The sequence below is a fragment of the Mesorhizobium sp. BH1-1-4 genome, assembly GCF_020165665.1.
Lineage (GTDB): Bacteria > Pseudomonadota > Alphaproteobacteria > Rhizobiales > Rhizobiaceae > Mesorhizobium.
On the sequence record NZ_JAIUIN010000007.1, the window covers coordinates 154,611 to 173,892 of the forward strand.

Below are 19,282 nucleotides of genomic sequence, written 5' to 3' on the forward strand. Positions count from 1 at the left end.
TGTTGGGCCTGGAACCCGCTTCAACTTTGTTGAATCTGTCTCCAGGTATTCTTTTGTCGGAGCATGATCCGATCGGAAAACCGGTTGCCACTTTTCCGGATCATGCTCCCGCGGCTAGCATCAGCTTTCGAAAATGGTTCCCGCATTGGTTGCCAGCGCGCGATCGCGGGCTAGCGTGGCGATCGCGGTGTCCTGCACGCCGGTGCCGGTGAGATCGGCAATGGTGATATCGCTGGCCGAGCGCCGGCCGTGTTTTTGGCCGGCGATGATCTGGCCGAGTTCGGTCACATCAGCCTCTCCAGCCATCACACCGGCCGCGATGGCATGGTGGAGTTCGCCCAGCCGCCGCGTCTGCCTCGCGCTGTCGGCGACATAGAGATCGGCCATGCGCAGAATGGCAGGCGCGATCTCGTTCTTGTGCTCGGCATCCGAGCCCATGGCGGTGATGTGCTGGCCGGCCGAGACAACCCCCGCCTTGATCAGCGGCTCGGTCGAAGGCGTTGTGGTGACGATGATGTCGGCACCGGCAATCGCGTTGGCCGCGTCTGATACAGCGCGTACGTCGATGCCGAGCCTTTCGCGCAAGGCGGCTGCGGTCACTTCCGCCTTGGCGGCATCGCGCGCCCAGATGCGGGCCTGCGTGATCGGCCGCACCAGCTTCAGCGCTTCGAGTTGCAGTGACGCCTGGACGCCGGCGCCGAAGATCGCGGCGACGGACGCGTCCGGCCGCGACAGATGTTTGGCCGCGACGGCTCCGGCGGCAGCGGTGCGAACGTCTGTCAGATAGCCATTGTCGAGCAACAGCGCTTCGACCAGACCGGTCTTCGCTGACAAAAGTACCATCATGCCATTGACGCTGGGCAGGCCGAGCTTGGGATTGTCGAAGAAGCCGGGGCTGATCTTGATGGCGAAGCCGTCGATGCCGGGCACATAGGCTGTTTTCACGTCGACCTCGCCGCGATGCTCGGGGATGTCGAGCCGCAGGATCGGCGGCATGGCCACCGGCAGCGTGGCAAGCGCGCGGAAGGCATTTTCGACACAGGCGACGGCATCGAGATCCAATGTCACGATCTCGCGCAGTTCAGCCTCGGTGAGGATGGTCATCCGGCTCATGCGGCGCGCTCCGAAATTGACGGCATTTCCCCGCAGACGATTTTCCTGTGCAGGCCCATGTCGATGTTGCGGCCGGACAGCAGAACCACCACCGGCGCGCTCGCCTTGACCTTGCCGGCGAGCAGCGCCGCGATGCCGACGGCGCCGGCGCCTTCGACGATCTCGCGTTCCTGTTCATAGGCATGGCGAATGCCGGCGACGATTTCGTCCTCACTGAGCAGGACGACATCGTCGAGCAGGTCGCGGCACATGGCGAAGGTCAGCTGGTTGTCGAGGCCGATGCCGCCGCCGAGCGAATCTGCCAGCGTCGGCAATTCCTCGACCAGAACGGGACGGCCGGCATCGAGGCTAACCTTCATCGCCGCGCCGCGCGCCATCGACACGCCGATGATTTTTGTGCCGGGGCTAACGCCTTTGATTGCGGCCGCTACACCCGAGGCTAACCCGCCTCCGGAGAGTTGCACCAGTACCAGAGCGGCATCCGGGACCTGCTCGATCATCTCCAAGCCGAGCGTGCCTTGCCCGGCAATGATCGCGGGATGGTCGAAGGGTGGCAGCATGACCAGTCCCTCCTCCGCCACCAGCCGCTCGACCTCCTGCTGCGCGTCGTCCTGGCTGTTGCCGACAATTCGGATTTCCGCGCCGAGGCGGCGGATTTCGTCGAGCTTGTTCTGAGGCACCAGATGCGACATGCAGATCACCGCGCGCATCCCCTCGAGCTTCGCGGCGTGGGCGAGCGCACGGCCATGATTGCCGGTCGATGCCGCGACGACGCCGCGCGCCTTCTCCGCGGCATCAAGGGATGCAACGGCGTTGGATGCACCGCGCAATTTGAAGCTGCCGGTGGTCTGGCGATGCTCGAGCTTGAGATGAACCGGCACGCCCAGTCGTTCGGAAAGACTCGCCGAAAGCACGGTCGATGTGCGCTCGACCTTGCCGGCAATTCGCTCGCGCGCGGCACGGATATCGCCAAAGGTCACTGTCGCCATGGTCGTCAGCCGGGCGGCAAGGGCAGCGTCATCAGACTGCCGAATTCGGGATGGGCCGTCTCGTCACCGCACAGCCGCAGACAGTTCCAAGCGGTCGCCTGGTTGCTGGTCACCACCGGACGGCCGATCGCCTTTTCCATGCCTGTGACCGCGAGTGCACCGCGCAGCGCCGTACAGGACACGAACAGCGCATCGGCCTGCGGATGCATCGCCTGACGAGCGAGGTCGACAAGCGCTGCCGGGGCAATGCGCGCCATCTCGCGGTCGTCCTCGAAGCCGAGGCAGGTAAAGCTGACTATCTCGAAACCTCGCTCGGCGAAATAGGTCGCCATCGGCCTGGAGGTTTCGACGGTATAGGGCGTGAGGATGCTGATCCGACGCACGCCGAAGGCGTTCAGCCCGCGCACACCGGCCATTGTTGGTGTGACGACAGGCACGCCTGGCTTGGCGGCCTGGATCGCCGTCTCGATCTCGGCATCGCCAATCACCACCGAGGCCGACGTGCAGGAATAGCAGACGGCGTCGAGCTTCTCGTCAGGCAGGATCAAGGCCGCGCCCGCCGTCAGCGCCGGCTGCATCTTGCGCAAATTCTCAGGCGTCGTCGGATTGGCATAGGGAGCGCGCGTCACATAGACGCCGATCCGTTCGCTGGCCACCATGCGGCGAAAATCCGGCTCCGTCGTATGGTCGGTGGCCAGGATGATGAGGCCGACGCGCCGCTCCAGCGGACGCTCATCGAGCGCTGGCCGGTTGGGCACAAGTTTGATCTGGGGCAAGGGCTTCATCTTCTATCTTTCGATCTTGCCATAGCGGCGTTCCAGCCAGCGCAGCATCACGACCGAAATCAGGCTGATGGCGAGGAAGAATGCGCCGACCAGTGTGATCGGCTCAAGGTAGCGATAATAGGTGTTGGCGACGCTCTTGGCCTGGTTCATCAGCTCCAGAACGGTGATCGCCGAGAGCAGCGGCGTCTCCTTGAACATGGCGATGAAATAGTTGGCCAAGGCCGGGATCATCGGCGGAATGGCCTGCGGGATGATGATGTGGGACCAGGTCTGCCGGGCGCTGAGATTGCAGGCCTTGGCGGCTTCCCACTGGCCACGCGGCACATTGTCGATGCCGGCGCGATAGACCTCCGCCGTATAGGTGCCGTAGTGCAAGCCGAGCCCGATGACGCCGGCGACCAGCGGCGGCAAGAGGATGCCGATGTCGGGCAGCACGTAGAAGATGAAATAGAGCTGCACCAGGAGCGGTGTGCCACGGATGAATTCGGCCACCCAACCAACGCCGCGCGACAAGGCCTTGTTGGGCGAGCGGCGCGCCAGCGCGATGCCCAACCCGACAATCGCCGCCAGCACCGAGCCGAGCAGCGTCGCCAGGATGGTGATCTTCACCCCCTGGATCAGGGTCGGCATGATCTCCCAGACGAAATTCCAATCCCAATCCATCAGCGGGCCCGATTCATCAGGAATGCTCTGGCCATCAGACGCGCACTCCGTCGAGGCCGCGTGCCATGCGGCGTTCCAGCGAGCGCACACCCCATGAGATGAGCAGCGCCAGGATGAAATAGATGACGAGAATGGTGGTGAACGGCACCATGGTATTGCCGGTCTGGGCGCGCACCACCTGCGCCTGGAAGGTCAGGTCGGCGAGCGAGATCAGCGAGACGACCGATGTCGCCTTGAGCAGCTCGATGGCATTGTTGCCGAAGGTCGGCAGCATCACCAGAAATGCTTGCGGCAGGATGACGTGGCGCATGCCTTGCCAGCGGCCGAGATTGAGGGCGATACAGGCCTCATGCTGCTCGCGGCCGATTGATTGCACGGCGCCGCGCACCACTTCGGCGGCATAGGCGCCGACATTCAGACCCAGCGCCAGCACGCCGGCCTGCAACGGGGTCAGCTCGAAACCCACCAGGGGCAAGACAAAATAGGCGAAGAACAGCTGCACGAAAATCGATGTGCCGCGGAAAAATTCGATATAGGCGGTGGCAAGCGCGCGCAGTGCAAAGTACCGCGACAGCCGCCCCATGCCGGCGAGAAAGGCCATGACAAGGGCAAGCACCGACCCCATCAGCGTCAGCTCGATGGTGACAAGCGCTCCCTGCATTATCAGGCCGAAATAGCCGGACCACTGGGTCATCTGGGTTCCAACGTTGGCGATTGGCTTCCTTCTCCCCGTTCACGGGGAGAAGATGCCGGCAGGCAGATGAGGGGCAGCGCTAGCTTCTCCAAACTTGGCGCCGCCCCTCATCCGTCACTTCGTGACACCTTCTCCCCGTGAAACGGGGAGAAGGTAAAAGTCACTTCGCGGCGCAGAGCTTGTCGCGCGTGGTCGACATCGCGGCGGCGGCCGAGAAGCCGTAGGGCTCGATGATCTTGGCGAACTCACCCGACTTCTTCATCTTGGCCAGTTCGACGTCGAAGGCGTCGCGCAGGGCCTCGTCGCCCTTCTTGAAGGCAGCGCCGTCGCAATAGACCGGAGCGCCCTGCACCGGCGCGATGACTTCGAGGTTCGGATCGGCGGCTTTCTTCATCAGGTCGTTGATCGAGAGCACGGGCAACGAGTAGGCGTCGATGCGGCCGTCCTGCACCATCTTGAGGCCGCTCTGGCCATCCGGCACGACGATGACACGTTCACGCGGCACGCCGGCGTTGAGCGCCAGCTTCTCCTCGGTGCCGCCGCCGGGCGCGCCAATCGTGGCGGACGTGTCCTTGGCGACATCCTCGTAGCTCTTGAAGCCTTTCGGATTGCCTTTCTTCACCAGCATCGCTTCGGCGTCGCACAGAACCGGCTCGGAATAGGCAACCGCCGCGCAGCGCTCCGGCTTCATGAACAGGCCGGCGGTGACGACGTCGAAGCGGCCGGCCTGCAGGCCGGGGATCATGGCGCCGTATTCCGAGATCGAGGCGGCGACATCGGCGACGCCCAGGCGCTTGAAGATCTCGCGCGCCACGTCAGGCGCCGCACCCGAAACCTTGCCGTCGGCGGCGACCGCCGTATAGGGCGGCTCGTTGGCGATGGCGAGGCGGGCGAAGCCCTGCGACTTGAGCTGCTCGAGCTTGCTGTCATCAGCCGAACCCGGGATCGAGGCGGCCAGAACCGCCGTCAGTGCAAGACCGGCGACGCCGGCCAGAATGCCAAGTTTCTTCATCGTTCCCAACTCCTTGTTCTTGTCTTGGTTTGCGTGATTTCAGGACGGCATTCGCCGCCTTGGCATGCGGTCAGACTCGGTGTCCGGCCGCGATGATCTTCTTCAGGAAGCCTTGCGTGCGTTCCTGCCTGGGATTGCGGAAAATCTCGTCGGGCTTGCCTTCCTCGACTATTCGGCCGCGATCGAAGAACAGCACCCGGTCGGCGAAGTCGTGGGCGAACCCCATCTCGTGCGTGACCAGCAGCATGGTCATGTCGGTCTCGGCGCAGAGCCGCCACAAGACGTTGAGCACCTCCTCGACCAGTTCCGGATCGAGCGCCGATGTCACCTCGTCGAACAGCATTATCTGCGGCTGCAAAGCGAGCGCACGGGCGATCGCCACGCGCTGCTTCTGGCCGCCGGACAGTTGCGCCGGCATCGCCTTGGCCTTGTCGGCCATGCCGACCATGTCGAGCAGTTCCATCGCCCGCTTCTGCGCCGCGGCGCGCGGCATGCCCTTGGTCAGCATAGGCGCCAGCGTCACATTGTCGATGACGCTCTTGTGCGGAAACAGGTTGAACAGTTGGAAAACCATGCCGATCTTCTGGCGCATCCGGGCGAGATGCCGCTCGTCGGCCGGCAGCAGCTGGCCGTTGCGTTCGATGTGGTAGAGCTGCTCGCCCTCGATCTGGATATGGCCTCCGTCGATACGCTCCAGCGTCATCAGGATGCGCAGGATGGTCGTCTTGCCGGAACCGGAAGGGCCGATCAGCGCCAACTTTTCGCGCGGCATGACCTGCATCGACAGGCCGTCCAGCACCTTGAAGCTGCCGAAACTCTTCGAGATGCCGTCGATCTTGATGATGGGCGTGGTTGCGGACAAATGAATTTCCCCGTGCAGGAGAAGCCTGTGCCCTTAACGATGGGGAACGCGCGAAATCATGTCAATTGATAAAATAATATCATGACAATATTTGTGATTCCGCACAATTTCGGAGCATTGCGAGCCTAAATCGCCAGCAGCAGATGCTCCGGATCGCCAAGCAACAGCTTGGTGACAACGCCGAGACCGGCGCGCAGTTCCCCCTCGGTGGTCGATCCCAGCGAGATGCGCACCGCCGGATGCCAGGGCGCATCCGAAATGCGGAACGAGGTGCCTGGTGCGATGGCCACGCCTTGCAACCTGGCCTGGGCGACAAAGCTCTCCTCGGAACGGTCGGCAGGCAGTTGCAGCCAGATATGCAATCCATCGCGACGGGCATGGTAGTCGACGCCGGCAAGCACCTCGGCGGCAATGTCCTGCCGCCGCCGCAGCGCTGTGCGCTGCCAGCGCACCAGTTCCATCGCGGTGCCGTCGGTCACCCATTTGGTGGCGATCTCTGCCACCATTGGTGTCGCCATCCAGTTCGAGACCAGGTGCCGGTTGGCGACGGCGGCGACGTAACGGTCGGGCGCGGCGAGATAGCCGATGCGTAGACCGGGCACGGTGATCTTGGTGAAGGAGGTGACGTAGAGCGTCCGCTCCGGAGCGAAGGCCGCGACCGGAGGCGGCCGGTCCTCGACCAGCGGGCCCAGCACATCGTTTTCGATAATGGCGATGTCATGCTTGCGCGCCACCGCCGCGATCTCTTCGCGCCGCCGTGCATCCATCAGCGTTGCGGTGGGATTGATCACCGACGGCTGCACGAAGACAGCCCTAATGTCGGACAGCTTGCAGGCCTCGTCCAGCGCTTCCGGAATGAGGCCGTTGCCGTCGATCGGCAGGCCCTGCAGGTTGAAGCCGAGATAGCGGGCGAGCGGCACCAGCGTGTGGTGACCAATGGCCTCGGTGGCAACGGTCGAGCCGGGCGGCGCGACGCTCATCAGTGCTACCGTCATGCCGGCGGTGGCGCCGTTGGTCAGGCTGATGTTCTGCGCGGAGGCTTCGAGCCCGCAAAGTTTCAGCCATTCGACCGCCACGGCGCGGTGGCGCGGAAACACCATGTTTGGCCGGAACGACAGCGCCGAACTCGACGGCAGGTTTTCGGCCAGCCATCCGAGCGCCTGCTTCATCCGCTCCAGATGCATCGGCTCGCAGACCGGCTTCAGGATGGAAAGATCGATGACCTCGCCAAGGCGTTCGGGCAGATAGGGCGGCTCGGGTTCGCGGCGCTGTGTCTGGACGAAGCTGCCGCGGCCGATCTCGCCCGAAATCAGGCCGCGCCGGATCAGTTCCTCATAGGCGCGGTTGACCGTCTGCACCGAGAGCTTGAGATCGTCCGCCAGCCGGCGATGCGTCGGCAGCCGCGCGCCATTGGCCAGGCGCCCGTCATGGATGGCGCGCGCGAACTGGTCGGCCAATGATTGATAGGCTGGCCGACGGATCAGCGCGGGATCGGGTTGCCACAATGTCATGACTTATTAGAGATCGAAATCAGTGCAATTGACAATCGAAATAATGCGCCCTCATGGTACGATGGACGAAAAAGTGGGCGCTGATGACTGCTGCGAAACTCGACGCGATCGACCTCAAAATCCTCGACGCCATCCAGCGTGACGGGCGCATCACGAAGCTGGCGCTGGCCGAGCAGGTCGGGCTTTCGCCGACACCGTGCTGGATGCGGCTGCGCAAGCTGGAACAAGCCGGGATCGTCTCGGGCTATCACGCCCGCATCGCCATGCGCGTCGTGGCGCCTGTCGCCACGGTGCTGATGGAGGTGACGCTGGCCAGCCACCGCCAGGCCGATTTCGACCGCTTCGAGCGCGTGATCCGCGACATCCCGGAGATCGTCGCCTGCTGGTCGGTGGGCGGCGGCGTCGACTATGTGCTGAAGGTGATGGCGCGCGACATCGACGCCTACCAGCGCCTGGTGGATTCCCTGCTCGAGCGTGAGATCGGCATCGACCGCTACTTCACCTACATCGTCATCAAGACGGTGAAGGATGATATCGCCCTGCCCATAGCGGACCTGTTGCCGCCGTTGACGTAGACCGGAGAGATCGACTGCCCTCTCGTCGCAATAGAGAGATTCTCTCTACGGTCGGGCGTCCAAACAGCCTCTCTGTCTGCCGGTGATGGGTAGTCTTCCCGGATCAAACCTAACCGGGAGGCTTCGACCATGTCCGCGCATTTCGCCCGCTCGCATCGCCATGAAGCGCTCGACCGGCTCGCCGACCGCCGGCTGCTGCGCGAACTTGCCTATGTCGATGGCCATTGGACGGCGAGCGAGACGGCAGAGAGTTTCGAGGTCACCGATCCGGCTACCGGCGCAACGGTCGCCTTCGTCGCCGCGCTCGACTCAGGGCAGACGACGAGAGCGATCGATGCCGCCGCTCGCGCCTTCCCGGCCTGGCGAGCGCTCCTGCCGCAGGAACGTTCGAAAATCCTGCGAAAATGGTTCGAGCTGATGGTCACCGCCAAGGATGACCTGGCTCTGCTGATGACGCTCGAGCAGGGCAAGCCGTTGAAGGAGTCGCTGGGCGAGATCGATTATGCCGCCTCCTTCGTCGAATGGTATGCCGAAGAGGCAAAGCGTCTCAACGCCGAGAGTGTCACCAGCCATCTGCCGAACGCGGAAATGATGGTGCGGCGCGAGCCGCTCGGGGTTGTCGGCGTCGTTACGCCATGGAATTTTCCATCGGCCATGCTGACCCGCAAGGCCGCCGCAGCACTGGGCGCCGGTTGCACCATCGTAGCGCATCCCTCCTCTGAAACACCGCTCTCGGCGCTGGCGCTGGCCGAACTCGGCGAACGCGCCGGCCTGCCCGCCGGCGTCTTCAACATCGTCACCGGCAAGGCCGCGACGATCGTCGGCCGCATGTGCGATGACCCCCGCGTGCGCGCCGTGAGTTTCACCGGTTCGACCGAGATCGGCCGGCTGATCGCTGCCCAGAGCGCGCCGACGATGAAGCGGCTGGTGATGGAGCTCGGCGGCCACGCGCCGCTGATCGTCTTTGCCGATGCCGATATCGACAAGGCGGTGACCATTGCCGTCGACGCCAAATTCGCGACATCGGGCCAGGATTGCCTCGCCGCCAACCGCATCTATGTCCAGCGTCCGCTCTACGACCGCTTCTGCGCCGCATTTGCCAGGCGCATCGAGACGCTGCGGGCCGGCAATGGCTTGGCTGATGACATCGACATCGGGCCGCTGATGCATGAGCGCGCCGTCAAGAAGGTCGAGGAGCAGGTCGCCGACGCCGTAGCCCTTGGCGCGCGCTGCCTTGCCGGCGGCAAACGCCATCAGGCCGGGCCGCTGTTCTACCAGCCGACACTGATGGTAGACGTCCCTGACGAGGCGCTGATCATGCGCGAGGAGACCTTTGGTCCGGTCGCCGCGGTCACGCCCTTCGACAGCGAGGACGAAATCGTCGCCCGCGCCAATGCAACCGAGTACGGGCTGGTCGCCTATGTCGTGACCGAGAACGGCGCGCGCCAGCAGCGCATGGGCCGCGCGCTCGACTACGGCATGGTCGCCATCAACCGCGTCAAGATCACCGGCGCGCCGATCCCGTTCGGCGGCGTCAAGCAGTCCGGCATCGGCCGCGAAGGCTCACGCCACGGGCTCGAAGCTTTCACCGACCTCAAATACCTCTGCCTCGATGTAGCGTAAGCTGCGCGGGCCGCATTTTCCTCAGGAGTCAAAAAGATGCTCGACCAGTCCAACGAACTTTCCGCCTGGGATCGCGATCACTTCTTCCATCCCTCCACCCATATGGGCACGCATGCGCGGGGTGAATCGCCGACGCGCATCATGGCTGGTGGCGAAGGCGTGACCGTCTGGGACAACAATGGCAAGAAGAGCATCGATGCCTTCGCCGGCCTCTATTGCGTCAATGTCGGCTATGGCCGCCAGAAGATCGCTGACGCCATCGCCGCGCAAGCCAGGAACCTTGCCTACTACCACGCCTATGTCGGGCATGGCACCGAGGCCTCGATCACGCTTGCCAAGATGATCATCGACCGCGCGCCGAAGGGCATGTCGAGGGTCTATTTCGGCCTCTCCGGTTCGGATGCCAACGAAACCAACATCAAGCTGATCTGGTACTACAACAACGTGCTCGGCCGGCCGGAGAAGAAAAAGATCATCTCGCGCTGGCGTGGCTATCACGGCTCGGGCGTGATGACGGGATCGCTGACCGGGCTCGACCTCTTCCACAATGCCTTCGACCTGCCGCGCGCGCCGATCCTGCACACCGAGGCGCCCTACTATTTCCGCCGCGCCGACCGTTCGATGAGCGAGGAGCAGTTCTCGCAGCATTGCGCCGACAAGCTCGCGGAGATGATCCTGGCCGAAGGGCCTGAAACCGTCGCCGCCTTCATCGGCGAGCCGATCCTCGGCACTGGCGGCATCGTGCCACCGCCCGCCGGTTACTGGGAGAAGATCCAGGCGGTGCTGAAGAAGTACGACGTGCTGCTGGTCGCCGACGAAGTGGTGACGGGCTTCGGCCGGCTCGGCACCATGTTCGGCTCCGACCATTACGGCATCAAGCCCGACCTGATCACCATCGCCAAGGGCCTGACTTCGGCCTATGCGCCGCTGTCGGGCGTCATCGTCGCCGACAAGATGTGGCAGGTGCTGGTGCAGGGTTCAGACAAGCTCGGCTCGCTTGGCCATGGCTGGACCTATTCGGCGCATCCGATCTGCGTCGCAGCGGGCGTTGCCAATCTCGAACTGATCGATGAGATGGACCTGGTGCGGAATGCCGGGGAGACCGGCGCTTATTTCCGTGCCGAACTGGCTAAGGCCGTCGGCGGTCACAGGAACGTCGGCGAGGTGCGCGGCGACGGCATGCTGGCAGCGGTGGAGTTCGTGAAAGACCGCGACGACCGTGTCTTCTTCGATCCTTCGCTCAAGATCGGACCGCAGGTCGCCACGGCCCTTGCCGCCAGCGGCGTCATCGGCCGCGCCATGCCGCAGGGCGATATACTCGGCTTCGCGCCGCCGCTCTGCCTGACCCGCGAGGAAGCCGACATCGTGGTGGCCAAGGCCGCCGATGCCGTGAACAGCGTATTTGCCAATCTCTGAGACCGACCCATGAATGCCATGACCAAAACCCTCCCCGCCACCATGGCCGCCGTGCTGCTCACCGGGCACGGCGGACCTGAAAAACTCGTCTACCGCACCGATGTCAAAGTGCCTGTCCCCGCTTCAGGTGAAGTGCTCATACGGGTCAGCGCTTGCGGGATGAACAACACCGATGTCTGGGTGCGCCAGGGCGCCTATGGTACCGAGGAGGATGCGGACGCGGTGTCGACCTGGCGAAGGCAGGGCAATACGCTTGTTTTCCCGCGCATCCAGGGCACCGATACTGTCGGCACCATGGTCGCCGTCGGCGAAGGCGTATCGCCCGACCGTATCGGCGAACGGGTGATGGTCGATTTCTCCATCTACAACCGCGACGACGATTCGCTGGCCGACATCGACTATATGGGCCACGGCCGCGATGGCGGTTATGCCGAGTATCAGGTGGTGCCAGCAGACAACGCGCATGTCGTCGACACCGATATGAGCGACGTCGAACTCGCCACTTTCTGCTGCGCCTACCTTACCGGCGAGCAGATGCTGGAACGCGCCGCGCTCAAGGCCGGCGAGCGCGTGCTGGTCACCGGCGCCTCCGGCGGCGTCGGTTCCGGCATCGTGCAACTGGCGCGGGCGCGTGGCGCCATTCCCTATGCGGTCGCCGGCAAGGGCAAGGAACAGGCCGTACTCAACATCGGCGCCGAGGCCGTCATCACCCGTGGCGTCGCCGACCTGCCGCAAGCCGTGGCGGAGGCGACAGGCGGGCAACCGATCGATGTTGTCGCCGATCTCGTCGGCGGCGCGATCTTCAACGACCTGCTGCGCATCCTGCGACCAGAGGGCCGCTACACCACGGCCGGCGCGATTGCAGGCCCGGTCGTCCAGCTCGATCTCAGGACCATGTATCTCAAGCAGCTGCAACTGCATGGTTCGAGCCAGGGCACGCGCGCCGATTTCCGCCGCATCGTTCGCTATATCGAGGAGGGCAAGATCAGACCGCTGGTCGGTGGCGTCTACAAGCTCTCCGATTTCCACCAGGCGCAGGCCGATTTCGTCGCCAAGGATTTTGTCGGCAAGCTGGTGGTGGTGCCGGACGCCGTCGCGGGGCGATCCGTCTAAGTCCAGAATTTCCCCTCGCCTGCCACTGTCATAATCGGAATGGCTTGCTGTCCAGCCAGCAAGCCGCCACAAACGGTGACGCCCGCCGCGCCATCGGCCCGGGCATCCGGTCACGGGATACAGGCGGGACATGACAGTTCGAATGATCCTGCTCGACGCCAAGCCGCTCAGCGCGGCCGACGTTGCCGAGATCGCACGGCGGAACGCGCGGCTGGTGCTGGGCGAAGAGGCGATGCGCCGCATCCGGGCGAGCCGCGTGCTCATCGAGCACCTCACCGGGCTCGGCAAGCCGATGTACGGCGTCACGACGGGCCTCGGCGCCTGTGTCGACACGCCGCTCGCGCAGGCCGATCTGATCGCCTTCCAGCACAGCGTTCCGCTCAGCCACAGCATGGGGATCGGCCCCGCCCTTCCAACCGAGGCGGTGCGGGCGCTGATGACCGCGCGCATTTCAGGCATGGCCGCCGGCGGCACCGGCACGTCCGAACGCGTGGTCTTGGGCCTCGTGGCGGCGCTCAACGCCGGCGTCCATCCGGTGATCCCGACCTGGGGATCGATCGGGGCGGCGGACCTCGCCCATCTCGGCCACATGGCGCGGGCGCTGCGCGGCGACGGCGAGACCGAGTTCCAGGGCAGGATCATGCCTTCCGCCGAGGCGCTCGCGCTGGCCGGGCTCGAACCGCTCGACCTGCGCGAGAAGGACGGCCACGCCATCATCGTCGCCAACAGCCTGTCGACCGGCACCGCATGCCTGTGTCTCGAAGACGTCGCCAATCTCATCGACTGGGCGCTGGCCGCGGTGGCGCTCAACTACGAGGCGTTTCGTTCTTCCCTCACCGCGATCGATGAGGATGCCCTCGCCGCCCGGCCGGCCTTCGGCCAGCGCGAGATCGGTGCGCGGCTACGCAAGGAACTGACAGGAAGCGGCCTGTGGAAGGACAAGGCGGCGCGGCGGCTTCAGGATCCGCTCAGCTATCGCTGTGTGCCGCAGGTCTGGGGCGGCCTGCTGCATGCATTCGAACAGGCGAAGCTGGCGACCGAAATCGAACTCATCCATTCGGGCGACAACCCCGTAATCCTGCCTGGAGACGAACGCGTCGTCTCGAACGGCAATTTCGACCTCACGGCGATGACGCTGGCCTGGGAGCATCTCGGCCAGGCGCTCGCGCATTGCGCGGTCGGTACAGCCAACCGCTGCATGAAGCTGATGTCGCCGACGATTGCCGAGCTGCCGCGTTTCCTGTCGGCCAGAGGCGGCAGCCGCCAGGGCTACGCGGAACTGCAGAAACCGCTCGCAGCGCTAGAAGCCGAGATCCGGCATCTGGCCAATCCGATGTCGCTCAGCCCGCTGGCTGTCTCGGACGGCATCGAGGACCAGTCGTCGATGGCGCCGCGCGTGGTGGCCAAGACCGCCGAGATCGTCGAACGCCTACGCTACCTCGTTGCGATGGAGCTGATCTTCGCGGCGACGGGCGTGGAGCTGCGCGGAGTCGTCGACAGCATGGGCGAAGGACCGCAACGCACCTTCGCCGCCGTGCGCGCGCTCGTCAGCCCGCTCGACGACGACCGCGAGATGAGCACCGACATGACGCGGGTCGCCCGCATGGTGGCCGGTGCCCGGGACTGAGAAACTCCAGCGACGGCCTATTGCTGAAACGGCCCCCTGAGATGGAGGTTCTCGGCCAGAAGGCAGAAGCGGTCGATCAGCCGGACAAGCTCGTCGCCCTGTCCGGCGACAATCTTGCCCCGTTCGGCAGGCGGGGTATCCGAGAGCGCTTTCCACAACCGGCTTTGCCGATCGCAGACATCCGCCAATTCAGCGCAGTCGCTGGCGGCCAGTTTCAAAAAATGGTCCGCCGTCACCGGCCCGATGCCGGGGGGCGTGGTCGCGCCAAGGGAAAGATAGCCCGGCGGAACGGTGCCTTTCGCATTCGTCACCGCGTTTCTGCGGATGACGTCGAAGATCTGGTCGACGGCCTGTTTGGCGCCGGCGACACGCGAGGGATGATCGGTGTCGGCCGCGGCATGCGGCAGCAGCTCAAGCCTGGCGCCATGCTTCTCGACGAGGCCGAGATAGGGCAGCATCGGGCCGGACAGGCTGCCGGTCGAGGCATCCCTGAACAGATCGGCATCGATGGCGGCGTGGCGTAGCCGGCCTGTATTCAGAGCTTCATCAAGAGCCTCGATGTCGACAAGCTCGCCGCGATCGTAGTTGACCAGCACGGCGCCCTTGTTCATGCGTGACAGGACGTCCGCGCCGATGAGCCCGGCATTGGCGTAGCGCCCGGTCTGCGCATCCTGCTTGCCCAGGCCGACATGGACGCTGAGCACATCGGCGCCGTCAGCTGCTTCGACAAGGTTCGGCGCAAAGGCAAAGCCCTCGACTTCTATCCAGTCGCGATGCCGAGGCCGCGCATGGATCACCACCCGCATGCCGAAGGCGCGGGCGAGCTTGGCCACCTCGCGGCCGATATTGCCGTAACCGATGACGGCGATCGTCTTGCCTTCGAGCTTTTCGGTGGGGAAATCGCGCAGTTCCCTGCCGGTGTCGAAGGCGCCTCGCGCGACACGGCTGTGCAGCGTGTCGACCGGCAGATCCGGCAGCACTTTCAGGATCGCCTTCATCACCATCTGGGCGGTGGCGCGGCTGTTGATGCCGGGCGTGTTCATCAGCACGGCGGTGCCGCCCTCGCCACTGCCGCCACCCCACGAGCGCGAGCCCATATTGCCGGTGCCGGCGCCGATCCGCACGCCGGCCAGCGGGAAGACGGTTTCGGCGGGGAGGAAGGTCGCGGCGGCAATGACGGCATCATAGCGGCCGTCGCCGGCGGCTACGATCAGCTCCTCGCGGGTGCTGAGATCCGGCTGGTAGAAGAAATGAACGCGCCCGCGTTCGAGAGCATCCTTGTCGGCAAGTCCGGTCGCATGAAAGCGGCCGCCCTTGGCTTCGATATGGGCACGCACCTCCGAAGGGTCGGGCTTTCCGTCGGCGTCGAAACGCAGGCCGATCAGATCGCAGATCAAAACGGCGTAGGCGCGTTGCGGATCGATCGACTCGACGGCGTGTGTGTCTGTGGTCGCGGTCACGTCGTTCCCTTCATGCAGGACGGAAAGGCCTGCTGGTGAAGCAGGCTCTGAACACTCAGAACCTATCCGCCCGGAACGGCGTGAGATCGATCACCGGCGGCAGACCAGCGGCGAGTTGCGACACGATCTTGCCGGTGACCGCGCCGCCGATCAGGCCCTGATGGCCATGGCCGAAGGCGTAGATGACGTTCCTGGCCCGCGTCGCGCGGTCGATGACCGGTATGCTGTCGGGCGTGCCGGGGCGATGACCCATCCAGCGGGTGACCTCACCGACCTCCAGCCTCCTGAACATCGGCCGCGCCTGCTTGAGGAGCACATCCGCGCGGTTCATGTTCGCCGGCGCCTTCAGGCCGGCGAACTCGACGTTGCCGGCGATCCGCAAGCCGTCCTCCATCGGCGAGGCGACGAATTTGCGGTCGGCCGAGATGGTCTGGATGCGCAGGCCCGTATCGGCGCCCCTGGCCATGATGTGGTAGCCGCGCTCGCTCTCCAGCGGAATGCGGTCGCCCAGCTTGCGGGCAAGCTCCCCCGACCAGGCGCCGGCGCACAGCACCACGGTTTCGACGGGCATGCGCCCGCCACCTTCGAGCCGCAGCGCCGACGGGCCGTTGGCGGCCATGTCGAAGCCGATCACTTTTGCCCTGACGAAACGCGCACCTTGTCGCGCCGCATGTTCGGCGAGTTTCGCGACAAGCCGGCCGGGGTTGGGGCACTGCCCCTGCTCGGGCAAATAGACGGCGCTCTTGAAGATCGGCGCCAGGGCCGGTTCGAGCTGCCGGATTTCGTCGGCACCGAGGATGTCGACCTTGACGCCATGCTCGCGCCGCAGGCCGAGGCCGTATGCACCTTTTGCCGGTCCATCGGCCGTTTCATGGACGAAGAGCTGGCCGCGTTTCTGCAACAGGTCTTCGCAGCCGGCGGCCTTGATCAGCGGCTCGTAGCACTCGAATGTGTAGCGGTGCAGCGCACGCATCGCTGCCGAGATCTGCTCGACGCGCGGTTTACGGCTCGCGGCCAGGAAGCGCAGCAGCCAGGGCAGCGCGTGCGGCAGATAGGCCAGCCGCACGATCAACGGCCCTTCCGGGTCCATCAGCCATTTCGGCACATTGTGAAGTACGCCCGGCATCGAATTCGGGATGCAGGATCCCGGGCAGATGCCGCCGGCATTGCCGAAGGAGCATTGCTCCTCCGAGCCCGGCAAGGCCGGATCGACCACCTCGACGGCAAAACCCTGCTCGATCAGATAGTTCGCGGCGCAGACGCCGATGATGCCGGCGCCGATGACCGTCACCTTGCCGCGCGGCGTGCCTGTCGATGTCATGGCGATCGATCCGCAGTCCCGATCAGGGCGCGATCGCGCTCGGCGTGCCGGCGCGGAAGGCCGGCAGCGAGCGCGAGACCATCTGCTGCAGCATGCGGAAGTCGGAGAGATAGGCCATGAAGCGGTAGCCCAGCTTACGCATGTCGACGCCATAGGCGACCGAGCCGCAATGGATGCCCGGAATGACGCCGGCCTCCTTGCATTTGGCGGCGATGTATTCGATCGCCTCGTAGACCGCGGGATAGCGCGGATCGAAGCCGGGAGCCTCGCCCATCGTTACCGCGAGATCCGAGGGGCCGACGAAGATGGCGTCGAGGTTGGGCGTCTTCAGTATCTCTTCGAGGTTCTTCACCGCCTGCTCGCTCTCGATCATCGCCATGGTGATGACGGTGTCGTTGGCGTGCTGGAAATAGTCCGCGCCGGCGTAGAGCGAGGCGCGCAGCGGGCCGACGCTGCGGCCGCCCTTGGGGAAATACCGGCAGGCCTTGACGAACGCGTCCGCTTCTTGCGCCGTGTTGACCATCGGGCAGATCACGCCATAGGCGCCGGCATCGAGCACCTTGCCGATGATCGCCGGATCGTTCCACGGCACGCGCACCATCGGCGTGGTGTCGGTGATCGAGATCGCCTGCAGCATCGGCACCATGTCGACATAGTCGGTGGCGCCGTGCTGGAGATCGACGGTCAGCGCGTCCCAGCCCTGCTGGGCCATCAGTTCGGCCGAGATCGACGAGGGGATGCCGAGCCAGCCGGTCACCACTTCGCCGCCAGCGGCCCAGATGTCTTTCACCTTGTTCTTGCGCATGGAATTCAGGTCCTTTGCTACTGTCTGGAATTCAAAATCAGGTCCGCCGCCTTTTCAGCGATGGCGATGGTGGTGATGTTGGTGTTGGCGGTGACAATCGTCGGCATGATCGAGGCATCGACGACGCGCAGGCCCTGCACGCCGCGCACGCGGCATTCGGCGTCGAGCACCGCCAGCGGATCGCCGTCGGCGCCCATCTTGCAGGTGCCCGAGACATGCCAGCCCGACCAGACGGATTGCTTGACCCAATCGGTGATCAGCTCTTCATTGCCGAGCATCGCCTGGATGCGGTCCGTGGTGCCGAACTTGCGCTTGAGCAAGGTCTCGCGAAAGAAGGGCGCATAGTCGAAGAGGTAGGCCGCGGTCGCGGTCTTGATCCAGTTCGACGGCTTGCGGACGCTGAGCGCTCGCGCCTCGTCGCTGTAGCCGGCCAGGAACCAGGTGTTGACGTGCTGCTGGACGTCGGGCGATTGCATGATCCTGCAGATGCGCTTGAAACCATCGACAAGGCGCATCAGGTCGCGACCATCGGAAGCAAGGTTCAGATCGACGATCGGCTCGTCGGTCTGAACCGAGGACTTCAACGTCACCGTGCCGCGCGAATAGGATTTGTTGACGCAGACATTGAGTGCCCCCATCGCCTTGCCAAGAGGATGCCAGCCGGCCCGGTTGACCGGCATCAGGAGCATGTCGCCCGGATGGCAGTCGGCGTGGTTGGAGGAGTATCTGACGCCCAGGAAGATATGGCGCCGCTGGCCGGGCTTGAGGCGCGCGGATTTCCTGAAATGCGCGCCGACGGCCAGATGCGGGTGGTCGGTGAGGTTTTCGCCGACACCGGGGCGATCGGCGATCACCTCGATGCCCAGCCGCTTCAATTGCGCGGCCGGCCCGATGCCGGCGCGCAGCAGGATGGCCGGCGAGTGCAGGGCGCCGGCCGAAACGATGGTCTCACCGGCACTGTAGGTCCTGGTCTGGCCTGATATCGTGACCCTGGCGCCGGTGATGCGCGTTCCCTCGGTCACCAGCCCTTCGACGAAGGCATTGGCGAAGATGTGCAGGTTCTTGCGGGCGCGCACCGCGCTGTCGAGATAGCCGATCGCCGTCGACACGCGGCGGTCGTTCTCGTTCGACAGCGGCAGCGGGAACGAGCCATCTTCGAAGCTGGCATTGTAGTCCGGCCTATAGGGATATTCGCTTTCCGTTACCTTGAGGACGGAGCGGGTGAAGCCTGCCCAATCCTGGGGAAAGACGCGGCGGATCGGAATGCGCCCGGTCTTGTTGTGAAGCTCGCCGTCGAAGTCGAGATCGCGCTCGAGCTTCTTGAGGTAGGGCAGCATGCCGTCCCACCCCCATCCGGGCAGGCCGAGCCCTTGCCATTCGTCATAGTCATGCGGCAGGCCGCGCACGGCGAACTGGCCGTTGATGCTGGAGCCGCCGCCCATCACCCTGGCCTGTTCGAGCTTGGCCGTCTTGACCACTTGCGCGTTCTGCTTGGGCGAGCGGTTGAAGACGCGCAGTTCCGTCCAGTGGTATTTCGGATCGAAATAGGAAAGGCCGGGATAGCTGTCGGCGATCACGTCCGGAACATCGTCCGGCGGGGTGTCGGGTCCGGCTTCGAAGAGCGCCACCTCTTTGGTGCCGTTTTCCGAAAGACGGCTGGCAAGCACGGCTCCAGCCGAGCCGCCGCCGACAATGATGTAATCGAATTGCATG

General features: G+C 64.7%; 17 protein-coding genes. 5 read left to right on the forward strand and 12 right to left on the reverse strand.

Annotation, left to right across the window (positions count from 1 at the left end; translation table 11 throughout):
• Positions 1–120: 120 nt before the first annotated feature.
• The 8 genes from eutC to LB569_RS15230 all read right to left on the reverse strand — a co-directional run bounded on the left by eutC (position 121) and on the right by LB569_RS15230 (position 7,629).
• Positions 121–1,113, reverse strand: coding sequence for an ectoine utilization protein EutC (gene eutC, locus LB569_RS15195; RefSeq protein WP_224693026.1), 993 nt, complete (start codon positions 1,111–1,113; stop codon positions 121–123).
• On the reverse strand, positions 1,110–2,102 hold the full coding sequence (eutB, locus tag LB569_RS15200; RefSeq protein WP_224693027.1) for a hydroxyectoine utilization dehydratase EutB: 993 nt from the start codon (positions 2,100–2,102) through the stop codon (positions 1,110–1,112). The genes eutC and eutB overlap by 4 nt, the downstream gene beginning before the upstream one ends.
• A gap of 5 nt (positions 2,103–2,107) precedes the next feature.
• Positions 2,108–2,887, reverse strand: coding sequence for an ectoine utilization protein EutA (gene eutA / locus LB569_RS15205; RefSeq protein WP_224693028.1), 780 nt, complete (start codon positions 2,885–2,887; stop codon positions 2,108–2,110).
• A 3-nt stretch (positions 2,888–2,890) separates the two neighbouring features.
• The gene (ehuD, locus tag LB569_RS15210; protein WP_224693029.1) at positions 2,891–3,550 is read right to left on the reverse strand and encodes an ectoine/hydroxyectoine ABC transporter permease subunit EhuD; all 660 of its coding nucleotides are present in this window, start codon (positions 3,548–3,550) and stop codon (positions 2,891–2,893) included.
• 34 nt (positions 3,551–3,584) lie between these two features.
• Positions 3,585–4,244 (reverse strand): ectoine/hydroxyectoine ABC transporter permease subunit EhuC, encoded by a 660-nt coding sequence (ehuC, locus tag LB569_RS15215; protein ID WP_224693030.1) that lies wholly within the window; start codon positions 4,242–4,244, stop codon positions 3,585–3,587.
• Positions 4,245–4,404: 160 nt separating this feature from the next.
• Positions 4,405–5,256: an ectoine/hydroxyectoine ABC transporter substrate-binding protein EhuB gene (ehuB, locus tag LB569_RS15220; RefSeq protein ID WP_140705292.1), complete on the reverse strand. Its 852-nt coding sequence runs from the start codon at positions 5,254–5,256 to the stop codon at positions 4,405–4,407.
• 70 nt (positions 5,257–5,326) lie between these two features.
• Positions 5,327–6,118: an ectoine/hydroxyectoine ABC transporter ATP-binding protein EhuA gene (gene ehuA, locus LB569_RS15225; RefSeq protein WP_263494616.1), complete on the reverse strand. Its 792-nt coding sequence runs from the start codon at positions 6,116–6,118 to the stop codon at positions 5,327–5,329.
• 125 nt (positions 6,119–6,243) lie between these two features.
• The gene (locus tag LB569_RS15230) at positions 6,244–7,629 is read right to left on the reverse strand and encodes a PLP-dependent aminotransferase family protein (RefSeq protein WP_224693031.1); all 1,386 of its coding nucleotides are present in this window, start codon (positions 7,627–7,629) and stop codon (positions 6,244–6,246) included.
• Between the two features lie 83 nt (positions 7,630–7,712).
• Between LB569_RS15230 and LB569_RS15235 the strand changes: the two genes are divergently transcribed.
• The 5 genes from LB569_RS15235 (at position 7,713) to hutH (ending at position 13,983) form a co-directional block, all read left to right on the forward strand.
• Entirely contained in the window at positions 7,713–8,204 is a 492-nt protein-coding gene (locus tag LB569_RS15235; protein ID WP_140705286.1) for an Lrp/AsnC family transcriptional regulator, read from the forward strand.
• Positions 8,205–8,333: 129 nt separating this feature from the next.
• Positions 8,334–9,827: an NAD-dependent succinate-semialdehyde dehydrogenase gene (locus tag LB569_RS15240; RefSeq protein WP_224693032.1), complete on the forward strand. Its 1,494-nt coding sequence runs from the start codon at positions 8,334–8,336 to the stop codon at positions 9,825–9,827.
• A 36-nt stretch (positions 9,828–9,863) separates the two neighbouring features.
• A complete protein-coding gene (locus LB569_RS15245) occupies positions 9,864–11,243 on the forward strand; it encodes an aspartate aminotransferase family protein (RefSeq protein ID WP_224693033.1) in 1,380 nt (459 codons plus the stop codon).
• Positions 11,244–11,252: 9 nt separating this feature from the next.
• Positions 11,253–12,356 (forward strand): alcohol dehydrogenase family protein, encoded by a 1,104-nt coding sequence (locus tag LB569_RS15250; RefSeq protein WP_411970231.1) that lies wholly within the window; start codon positions 11,253–11,255, stop codon positions 12,354–12,356.
• A 130-nt stretch (positions 12,357–12,486) separates the two neighbouring features.
• The gene (gene hutH, locus LB569_RS15255) at positions 12,487–13,983 is read left to right on the forward strand and encodes a histidine ammonia-lyase (RefSeq protein ID WP_224693035.1); all 1,497 of its coding nucleotides are present in this window, start codon (positions 12,487–12,489) and stop codon (positions 13,981–13,983) included.
• Positions 13,984–14,000: 17 nt separating this feature from the next.
• Here the strand turns inward: hutH and LB569_RS15260 are convergent, their stop codons facing one another.
• From LB569_RS15260 to LB569_RS15275, 4 genes are read right to left on the reverse strand one after another with little or no spacing between them, the layout of a single operon-like run.
• The gene (locus LB569_RS15260) at positions 14,001–15,443 is read right to left on the reverse strand and encodes an NAD(P)-dependent oxidoreductase (RefSeq protein ID WP_224693036.1); all 1,443 of its coding nucleotides are present in this window, start codon (positions 15,441–15,443) and stop codon (positions 14,001–14,003) included.
• 55 nt (positions 15,444–15,498) lie between these two features.
• The gene (locus LB569_RS15265; protein ID WP_224693037.1) at positions 15,499–16,764 is read right to left on the reverse strand and encodes an NAD(P)/FAD-dependent oxidoreductase; all 1,266 of its coding nucleotides are present in this window, start codon (positions 16,762–16,764) and stop codon (positions 15,499–15,501) included.
• Positions 16,765–16,786: 22 nt separating this feature from the next.
• Positions 16,787–17,569, reverse strand: coding sequence for an HpcH/HpaI aldolase family protein (locus LB569_RS15270; protein WP_224693038.1), 783 nt, complete (start codon positions 17,567–17,569; stop codon positions 16,787–16,789).
• A gap of 17 nt (positions 17,570–17,586) precedes the next feature.
• Positions 17,587–19,281: a GMC family oxidoreductase gene (locus LB569_RS15275; protein WP_224693039.1), complete on the reverse strand. Its 1,695-nt coding sequence runs from the start codon at positions 19,279–19,281 to the stop codon at positions 17,587–17,589.
• Position 19,282 lies beyond the last annotated feature (1 nt).